The sequence below is a fragment of the Ruegeria sp. YKSF070 genome, from assembly GCF_059612725.1.
Genome location: NZ_JBXWRD010000047.1, coordinates 24,598 through 32,130, shown reverse-complemented (window position 1 = coordinate 32,130; position 7,533 = coordinate 24,598). Strand labels below are relative to the sequence as shown.

Annotated in this window: 9 protein-coding genes; 2 read left to right on the top strand and 7 right to left on the bottom strand. The window is 65.0% G+C overall.

All coding sequences use genetic code 11. The features are described from left to right. Together AC2FL1_RS18960 and AC2FL1_RS18955 are read right to left on the bottom strand one after the other, a co-directional pair. The coding region (locus tag AC2FL1_RS18960) for an isocitrate lyase/PEP mutase family protein (protein ID WP_496877950.1) at positions 1-722 on the bottom strand (722 nt) is incomplete at its 3' end. Beyond that, positions 719-1,792, bottom strand: a complete 1,074-nt coding sequence (locus AC2FL1_RS18955) for a bifunctional transcriptional activator/DNA repair enzyme AdaA (RefSeq protein WP_496826457.1) — start codon at positions 1,790-1,792, stop codon at positions 719-721. The genes AC2FL1_RS18955 and AC2FL1_RS18960, both read right to left, overlap by 4 nt. Positions 1,793-1,955: 163 nt before the next feature. On the opposite strand from AC2FL1_RS18955, the gene AC2FL1_RS18950 reads away from it, so the two are divergent. Further along, a complete protein-coding gene (locus AC2FL1_RS18950) occupies positions 1,956-2,273 on the top strand; it encodes a DUF3775 domain-containing protein (RefSeq protein ID WP_496826455.1) in 318 nt (105 codons plus the stop codon). 112 nt (positions 2,274-2,385) lie between these two features. On the opposite strand, the gene AC2FL1_RS18945 is transcribed toward AC2FL1_RS18950, so the two are convergent. From AC2FL1_RS18945 to AC2FL1_RS18925, 5 genes are read right to left on the bottom strand one after another with little or no spacing between them, the layout of a single operon-like run. After that, positions 2,386-3,528: a saccharopine dehydrogenase family protein gene (locus tag AC2FL1_RS18945; RefSeq protein ID WP_496877949.1), complete on the bottom strand. Its 1,143-nt coding sequence runs from the start codon at positions 3,526-3,528 to the stop codon at positions 2,386-2,388. A 13-nt stretch (positions 3,529-3,541) separates the two neighbouring features. Continuing rightward, on the bottom strand, positions 3,542-3,790 hold the full coding sequence (locus AC2FL1_RS18940) for a SemiSWEET family sugar transporter (RefSeq protein ID WP_234144326.1): 249 nt from the start codon (positions 3,788-3,790) through the stop codon (positions 3,542-3,544). Then, positions 3,790-4,842, bottom strand: a complete 1,053-nt coding sequence (locus AC2FL1_RS18935; RefSeq protein WP_496877948.1) for a saccharopine dehydrogenase — start codon at positions 4,840-4,842, stop codon at positions 3,790-3,792. Before AC2FL1_RS18935 ends, AC2FL1_RS18940 begins: the two co-directional genes overlap by 1 nt. 14 nt (positions 4,843-4,856) lie before the next feature. Continuing rightward, positions 4,857-5,471, bottom strand: coding sequence for a glutathione S-transferase family protein (locus AC2FL1_RS18930; RefSeq protein ID WP_496826449.1), 615 nt, complete (start codon positions 5,469-5,471; stop codon positions 4,857-4,859). 9 nt (positions 5,472-5,480) lie between these two features. Further along, the gene (locus tag AC2FL1_RS18925) at positions 5,481-6,131 is read right to left on the bottom strand and encodes a histidine phosphatase family protein (RefSeq protein WP_496877947.1); all 651 of its coding nucleotides are present in this window, start codon (positions 6,129-6,131) and stop codon (positions 5,481-5,483) included. Positions 6,132-6,294: 163 nt separating this feature from the next. Here AC2FL1_RS18925 and AC2FL1_RS18920 point away from each other — a divergent pair, with 163 nt between their 5' ends. Then, positions 6,295-7,479: a Zn-dependent hydrolase gene (locus AC2FL1_RS18920; RefSeq protein WP_496877946.1), complete on the top strand. Its 1,185-nt coding sequence runs from the start codon at positions 6,295-6,297 to the stop codon at positions 7,477-7,479. Positions 7,480-7,533 lie beyond the last annotated feature (54 nt).

Sequence of the window (7,533 nt, the reverse complement as noted above, 5' to 3'; positions counted from 1 at the left end):
GCCATGACCCATGGGGCAGGACCGTGGCTAATTCGAGCGACACCCAGTGCTGCCAGTTGCGCGTAGTCGGGGGTCTTGCCGGTTTGCATGATGTTCACAGGCAGCGAGACTGCGGCACAGATTTCTCCGATCAGGTCCGGAGTGCCCAGCCCGGGCAGGAACAGCCCGTTCGCGCCGGCCTCGGCATAGGCGCGGGCACGAGTCAGCGCCTCATCCATCAGATCGGGATGATCCTCGGGTGCGTTGCCCTGAAAGAACACGTCCGAGCGGGCATTGATGAACAGCGGAACACCCGTCGCCTCTGCCGCGCGACGCAGTGCGGTCAGGCGTGCGGCCTGCTCGGATACGGGTAGCAAACCCCGATCCCCGATGATGCGATCCTCGAAATTCACTCCGATCGCGCCGGTGGCGATAACGCGTTCCGTATTGGTGGCGAGGTCGCCGTGGCGGTTGGCAAAACCTGCCTCGAAATCGAAGCTCACCGGCAACTCGACCCGACTTGCAATGCGGGACAGGATTTGCAGCGCGAATTCCAGCGGCATTTGCTGCCCGTCGGCATAACCCTGCGCGGCTGCCAGTGACCAGCTACCGGTGGCGATCGCACGTGCGCCCGCCTTGGCGATCGCCTGCGCGCTGCCTGCATCCCAGGCGTTGTAGAGGATCAGCGGTTGCCCGGGCCGGTGCATCGCGGCAAAGGATTGGGCAAGGGCGATCTGGTTCATGCGCATGTCCTTTCGGTCTGGGCATAGGTCCGTTCAAGTTCGATCAGGCGCTGTTTGCGCCATAGGCCGCCACCATATCCGGTGAGCGCCCCGTCTGCGCCCAGAACGCGGTGACAGGGGATCACGATCGCGATCTGATTGGCGCCGTTGGCGCGCGCGACTGCCCGGACCGCCTCGGGTCGGCCCAATCGGCGGGCCAGATCGGAATAGGAGATCGTGCTGCCGGCGGGCAGCGACTGCAAAGCCTGCCAGACCCGGCGGGTAAAGAGTGTGCCGTGCAAGGCCAGGTCAAGGGTGAACCGGGAGCGTTGCCCTGCCAGGAACTCGGTCAGTTGTGCCTGGGCCAGGTCGATGGGTGGCAATCGACCAAAGCCCAGATCGCCCTTGCAACTGGCGTGCAGGCGCTTCAGCTCGGTTGGCAGGGCCTTGCGATCGGCGAATTCCAGCAGATGCAGGTGGGTGCGGTCGCTGACCGCGATCATCGGGCCCAGGGGGGTGTCGAACCAGTCGGCCTGGAGCATTGCATTGGCGCGAAAGCTGCCCGGTGGCAGGCCAAGATGCCGTGCAAACGCCGCGCGAAAAGCGGCGGGCGAGTCGTATCCGGCCTCAAGCTGTGCATCGATCACGCGACCACCCTGCGCCAGCGTGGTCAACCCCGCCTGCAAGCGTGCTTGCCGCGCCATATCGAGGAAAGTCTGGCCGAACTGCCGCTTGAAACTGCGCCGCACGGTCGAGGGGTCGAGGCCCATCTCGGTCAGATCCCCCTCGGTCCAGCGTCGCGCCGGGTCGGTCTCGAGCGCGGTGAGCAGGCGGGCTACCAAAGGGTCGCCCGCACCCTCGGGCCGCAGCGGCCGGCATCGCAGGCAAGGGCGGTATCCGGCGGCGAGACAGGCCGCCACCGTGGGCAGGAAGCGACAATTCTCACGCTTTGGTTTGCGCGCCGGGCAGGTCAGCCGGCAGAAGATACCGGTCGAGGTGACGCCCACATAGGCGCGACCGTCCCAGGCGGGATCGCGCGCCATGAGTGCGCTATACAGTGTGTCGTCGTCGGGCAGCAGCAGATCGGTCATGTTCCGAACCTAACGCAAGAGCTGCGTCGGGGTCGCCGGAAATCGGGCGCCTATTACAATTCTCTCGCGCCCTCTGGCGTGCGGCCAAGTTTGCGTAAGATCAAAGACGCGATGGCCGTTGCCTGTTTGATGGAAACAGGACACGCGAACAGGAGTTGGCAGAATGTTAGAGATTTCCGCACGCAAGGTGGCGCAGGTGGCGATGATGGCGCGAGAGCTGAGCCGGGCTGAGGGAGAGCTGCGCGCCTTTATCGACCGGATGAGCGAGGACGAACAAGCAGAGTTGGTCGCGATCATGTGGATCGGACGCGGCAGTTTCGAGGCCGAGGAACTGGGGGAGGCGATCGAGACCGCCAAGGCCGAGGCAACCACCCCCTGCGCCGACTATCTGCTGGGCTCGCCGCATCTTTCGGATCATCTGGAAAACGGGCTGGATGCACTGGGCATCTCGGCAGAGGATGTGGAAAACGATCTGATGTAAGAGTTGGCTGAGGGGGCGGGGGCTCTGCCCCCAGCCTACAAAATTCGTCGAATTTTGTAGGCTCCCCCGGAGTATTTTTGCGCGAAATGAAGGGGAGGACGCAGCGCCCCGCTCAGACGGTGTGATCGACGATTTGCAGGTGCTGCGCCAGCTTGCCTACTTCTCCCATCCAGCGTTGGGTCAGCTTCGGGTCGCTTGAGGCAGCATGAACGCCTGCCGTGATCTCGCGGTTTAGAACCGCCTCGACCGCAAGCGAGACCGGGATCGAGACCAGCCGCGCCATGGCAGTGCCGCGCGCGTCGCCCCAGGCATCCATCACATAGGATTTGTGCCAGACTTCGCGCCCGTCCTTCTCTGCCTTCAGGCCGACGCAGAGAACGACCCGGTCGGGTTCGCCTTCGTCATAGGCGTTCTCGGTCCAGAACTGGTCGGACATCTCCTTGAGTCGAGCGTCGCCCTCGGGGCCTTTCAGCGTCTCGATTTCACGGAACACATCGCCCCAGGCGTCGGCCCAACCATTCAGCCGCAGGGTGCCGCGCACGAATTCCTTGACCGGCCAATGCTCCTCGAAGTGGTACTGGCCCATGAAGGGCAGCGAGTCGCGGTTGGGATAGACCTCGAAGCTTTCAGGCGTGGGCAGTGGCGCGGTATAGCTACTGATCGCATCCCAAGGCCGCGCCACATCCAGCGGGGCATAGTCGCGGATAGAGCGCGAGGGCGAGCGCAGAGCCTTCAACACGCCTAGCGGTGACCAGCTGAACTTATAGCGGAAGGGGTTGGGATGTTTCGGGATACCGCCACAATAGGAGATGAAGCTCAGATGATTCTGGGCGTCGAACGCGTCAGAGGCGCGGTAATCGGCCACCAGCTCATGCGCCATCAGGTGGTCGATGCCGGGATCAAGGCCGATCTCGTTCACCAGGCTCACACCGGCGGCGCGGGCGCGGTCGTCCAGCGCGCGCATCTCGGGCGAGATGTAGGAGGACGAAACGAAATGCGCACCCTTGGTGATCGCAAGTTCGGCCAGTGGCACGTGCCAGTCGCCCGGTAGCATCGAGACCACCACGTCGCCCTTTGCCAGCACCGCGCCAAGCGCGTCGATGTCAAAGGCGCGAATGTCGTTGGTAAGGTCGCCCAGCTCGGCTCGGGCCTTTTCGACCGTTCGATTCCAGACGGTGACGGGATGGCCCGCCTCGATCAGGCGGCGCAGGCCGGGAATGGCCGACAGGCCGGTGCCACACCAATGGATGGTCATGAGGGTTTCTCCCTTATCCGAATTTCAACTTGGCGGTGATGATCGACAGAACGATCACCGCGGCGCAGGCATTGGCGACGATCAACGGCAAGTCACCGACCATCAGCCCATAGAGCAACCAAAGCGACACTGTCATCAGAAACAGCAGGTTCGAAGGCAGCGACAGACCGGCGGTGTTGCGGCTGGACCAGGCTTTCCAGGCCTGCGGGATCCAGCAGATGGTGCCCAACGTACCGGCCAGAAATCCGAGATAGATTTCCATCATCCCTCCAGATGGTCAAGGAAGGTGGCCCGTGCCCGTCCCCAGACCCCTGTTTCCAGGTCAGTCAGCGTCAGCAGCGAGGGCAGGAGTTGCGCGGCATAGTCCTCGCTGCTTTCGACCGGCAGCATCGAGGGCAGGTTGTCGATCGCCATCACGTCAAGCACTGGGTTGTCTGCTACCCGCAGCACCGGAGCGTCCCAGCTGGTGGCGCGATCATAGACCGGGACCGGGTTGTAGTCGCTATCGGGGTCGCAGGCCACGTCGCCGATGGCGGTCAGGGCGCGGGGTGCGCTCAGCGCCTCGCGCGGCACAAAGACCGGCGTGCCGGGGCGGGCGAAGATGCAGTTGAGGAATATGTCATGGGCCAGGATTTCCGGGAACGGCCCGCCGCTGGCGGTCTCGGCCATGTCCCATTTGGTCACTTCGACACCCATCGCGGTACAAAGGTCGGCGGCCCCGGTGCCGACCCGGCCCAGGGCGCCGATCACGATGGCGCGGGGGCGCGGCGCGCCGGTGGCGTCGAGTTCAGCGGCGAGCGCCGCGTTCAGCGTGTCCTTGCTGGGATAGACGCCGACAGGGCCGCAAATGCCGTCTTGCTGCTGCGCGGCCCAGGCCTTGAGCGTGACCGCCGCGCCCGCATAGCCGGCCCAATAGCCAAATGCCGCTACCCGGCGACCCGTCTCGTCCACCAGGTATTCCAGATCGTATAGCGTGCCACCCCCGGCCTTGAACCGCTCAAGCAACCGGCGGCCCGAATGCTGCCCCTTGAAGGCATGGCCGAACATGATGTGGCGGTGCGGCAGGGGCGTGCCGTCCTCGGGCAACTCCTTGAGCCCAAAGATGATGGCGTCGCGCGGGGCCTCCGGCCAGCTGTTCTCGAGCGCGATCTCACATCCAGCCTCGCGGTACCCATTCAGACCAATGGCGCGAACCGAGCTTTCCTCGACCGTGACCCGGATACCGGCGGCGATCAGGGTGGCGGCGCCTTCGGGGGTCAGGCCGACCCGTTCCTCGTTGGGGCGCTGTTCGGCCCGGACCCAGAGATGCGTCATGTCTTGTCCTTTGTTCAAAGCAGACCGGCGGCCTTGACGGCCTGGACCGAGGCGCGCGCCTCCATCGCGGCGCGGAAGGCGCGGATTTTCGGGAACGGCTCCAGATCGACACCGTCGCCCTCGAGCCAGCTGGTTACCACGTAGAGATAACAATCAGCGATGCTGAGCGCCTCGCCCAGCACGAAGGGGCCGCGCAGGCCGTTCGCCTCGACATAGGCGGCCGAGGCGGTCATCGTCTGGGGCACCTTGGCGCGCATGTCGGCCCAACTGCTCTCCTGATCGGCCCAGCGGGCACCGCGCATCTTGTGGGCGTGGTTCACATGCATGGTGGAGGCAAGGTAATACATCACCTCGCGCATGCGGGCACGCAGCAGCGGATCGGCGGGGACCAGCCCCTTGTCGGGCGCGCTGTCGGCGATGAATTCTAGCAGCGCCCCGGTCTCGGTCAGGATGCCGCCCGGCACAGCCAGCGCCGGCACCCGGCCTTTGGGGTTGATCTGGTGGTAGGCGGGTTTGGTCTGTTCGGCTGCGCGAAAGTCGAGCCGTACCTTCTCATGCTCGATCCCCGCCTCGTGAAGCGCGATGGCGACGGCTACGGAAATGGTGCCGGGCGCACAATAAAGCTGCATCGGATCCCCCTAGAGATGTGTCTGAGCAAACTGCCGCTCTGGGGCCTCCAGATGCGGGACGGCATTGAACAGCACCGGGCTGAGATGCGTGCCGATCGGGTAGAGACGATGCATCGACGTGTTCATGATGGCAAGTGCCACCCGCGCCATCGCCGATACATCCAGTCCCATCGCCTGACGCATCACCATGGAGATGAGCCCGCCCGAAGTGACCACGATGGCAGGCCCCGACCCTTGGGCGATTTCGGCCAGCGCGGTCTGAACGCGGGTTTCGAACTGCTCGAAGCTTTCGGGCGCGTCCTGGATACGGCCCTCGGCCCAGGCGGTGAAGGTCATCGGCAGGTGCTCGACAAACCCCTCGCGGTCTTCGGGAACGACGACCCCGTGCTGCGCCTCGAACAGCTCGGCGAGGGTGAAGTATTCGATCTCGTTCAGGCGCGGGTCCTGCACCACGTCGGCGAGCCCCATGCTGGCGGCGGTTTCCAGATGGCGGGTCAGGGTGCCGCAATAGACGCGGGGATGATGAGCGCGGGTGTCGGCCAGATGCGAGCCCAGCCAGCGTGCCTGCTGGTGACCCAGATCGCTCAACCGATCATAACTCGCCTCGTCACGGGCATGGGTATTGGCCTGGCCGTGACGGATCAGGGTGATGTGAGACATGTCATCCTCCACTTCGGGCAGACTCTTAGGCAAGGATCGGGCCGGGGGCCAGAGGGGTTTGGCGCCGACTGCGCGAATTTACCGGGCGTTGGCGCCCTTGGTTGGTTGCGGATGCCTCCGGCGGGAGTATTTTTGGCGAAATGAAGGGATGGGAGGACAGGCGATGACGGTGAACGCGGAGCGGTTTCTGGAGGATCTGCACAAGCTGCGCAGCTTTGGCGCGGCGGGGGTTGGCAAGGGCGTGGTGCGGCCGGCCTATTCCGAGGCGGATATCGCGGCGCGGCGCTGGCTGGCGGGCCGGATGGAGGAGGCGGGGTTGCAGGTGCGCTTTGATCCGGTCGGCAATCTCTTTGGTCTGGCAGAGGGGCCGTCGCTGCTGATGGGATCGCATTCCGACAGCCAACCGGAGGGCGGCTGGCTGGACGGCGCGCTGGGGGTGATCGCGGCGCTGGAAATCGCCCGGAGCAGCGCGAGGCCGGTCTCGGTCGTCAGTTTCCAAGACGAAGAGGGGCGGTTCGGGGTCACCACCGGCTCGGCCATCTGGTCGGGGCATCTGCCGCTGGCCGAGGCGGATGGGCTGAGCGATCACGCGGGCGTGTCCTTTGCCACGGCGCGTGCGTCGATGGCGGATCTGGCGGGCGATTTTGTCGATCCGGCGCAGTTCACCGGCTTTGTCGAGATGCATATCGAACAGGGTCCGACGCTGGATACAGAGGGTGAGCAGATCGGGGTGGTTGGCGATATCGTCGGGATCCGCGACATGAAGGTGACATTCGAGGGGCAGCAGAACCATGCCGGCACCACGCCCATGCATCTGCGCCGCGACGCGTTCCAGGCGCTGGGTGAGTTCAACGCGCGGCTGGAAGAGCGGTTCCGCAACGTGGTCACCCCGCGCACCGTCTGGACCATCGGTCATGTCAGCCTGCATCCCAACGCCTCGTCCATCGTGCCCGGGCGGGCGCGGTTCTCGATGCAGTGGCGGGATGGCGACACTGCGCGGCTGGCACGGATGGAAGAGATCATCCGTGCCACCGCGCAGGAGGTGGCCGAGGCGCGCGGCATGAAGCTGAGCTTTGGTCCGCTCCTGGGGCTGGAGCCGGTGGCGATGGACCCGGCCCTGCGTGCGGCACTGGAACAAGGGGCCGAAGCGGTGGCGCCGGGGCGGTGGCGGCGCATGCCGTCGGGCGCGCTGCACGATGCCACCAACGTGTCGCGCCTGATGCCGGTGGCGATGCTGTTCGTGCCGTCTATTGGCGGGATCAGCCATGACTTTGCCGAAGATACCGACGAGCGGGACCTGGTTGCCGGATTGCGGGTTCTGGACCACGCGGTGCGCGCGCTGGGTTAACACATCAGAAAATCCACCTCGTGCCATGTTTCTGCCCGGTTCTTCCGTCACTTT

Excerpts from the sequence above, each read along its gene's own strand:
- AC2FL1_RS18955 (WP_496826457.1), bottom strand. The coding sequence starts at position 1,792 with ATGACCGATCTGCTGCTGCCCGACGACGACACACTGTATAGCGCACTC.
- AC2FL1_RS18950 (WP_496826455.1), top strand. The coding sequence starts at position 1,956 with ATGTTAGAGATTTCCGCACGCAAGGTGGCGCAGGTGGCGATGATGGCG.
- AC2FL1_RS18945 (WP_496877949.1), bottom strand. The coding sequence starts at position 3,528 with ATGACCATCCATTGGTGTGGCACCGGCCTGTCGGCCATTCCCGGCCTG.
- AC2FL1_RS18940 (WP_234144326.1), bottom strand. The coding sequence starts at position 3,790 with ATGGAAATCTATCTCGGATTTCTGGCCGGTACGTTGGGCACCATCTGC.
- AC2FL1_RS18935 (WP_496877948.1), bottom strand. The coding sequence starts at position 4,842 with ATGACGCATCTCTGGGTCCGGGCCGAACAGCGCCCCAACGAGGAACGG.
- AC2FL1_RS18930 (WP_496826449.1), bottom strand. The coding sequence starts at position 5,471 with ATGCAGCTTTATTGTGCGCCCGGCACCATTTCCGTAGCCGTCGCCATC.
- AC2FL1_RS18925 (WP_496877947.1), bottom strand. The coding sequence starts at position 6,131 with ATGTCTCACATCACCCTGATCCGTCACGGCCAGGCCAATACCCATGCC.
- AC2FL1_RS18920 (WP_496877946.1), top strand. The coding sequence starts at position 6,295 with ATGACGGTGAACGCGGAGCGGTTTCTGGAGGATCTGCACAAGCTGCGC.